Annotated in this window: 1 protein-coding gene; it reads right to left on the reverse strand. The window is 58.1% G+C overall.

Annotated features, from left to right (window positions below; all coding sequences use genetic code 11):
* Positions 1-236, reverse strand: a 236-nt coding sequence (locus AO268_RS06815; RefSeq protein WP_141562785.1) for a transposase, incomplete at both ends; no start/stop codon positions are given.

Genomic DNA, 236 nt, shown 5'->3' on the forward strand with positions numbered 1-236 from the left:
CCAGTTGCGCCGTGTTTTTGGCCAAGCCGCGAAAGCGCACCTTGGTGTAACCGAACTGGCGCTTGATTACCCGGAACGGATGCTCGACCTTGGCGCGCCCCTGAGCCTTGGCCTTTTCAATCTTGCGCTTGGCTTTGTACAGCACGCTGCGCTTATCGAGTTTTTTGTAGGTGCTGCGGCGTGCCGCCACCTGCCAGATAACTTCACGTCCTTCATGCTCGGGCCGCTTTTCGACA

The sequence above is a fragment of the Pseudomonas sp. ICMP 8385 genome, assembly GCF_002699915.1.
GTDB classification, from domain to species: Bacteria; Pseudomonadota; Gammaproteobacteria; order Pseudomonadales; family Pseudomonadaceae; genus Aquipseudomonas; species Aquipseudomonas gessardii.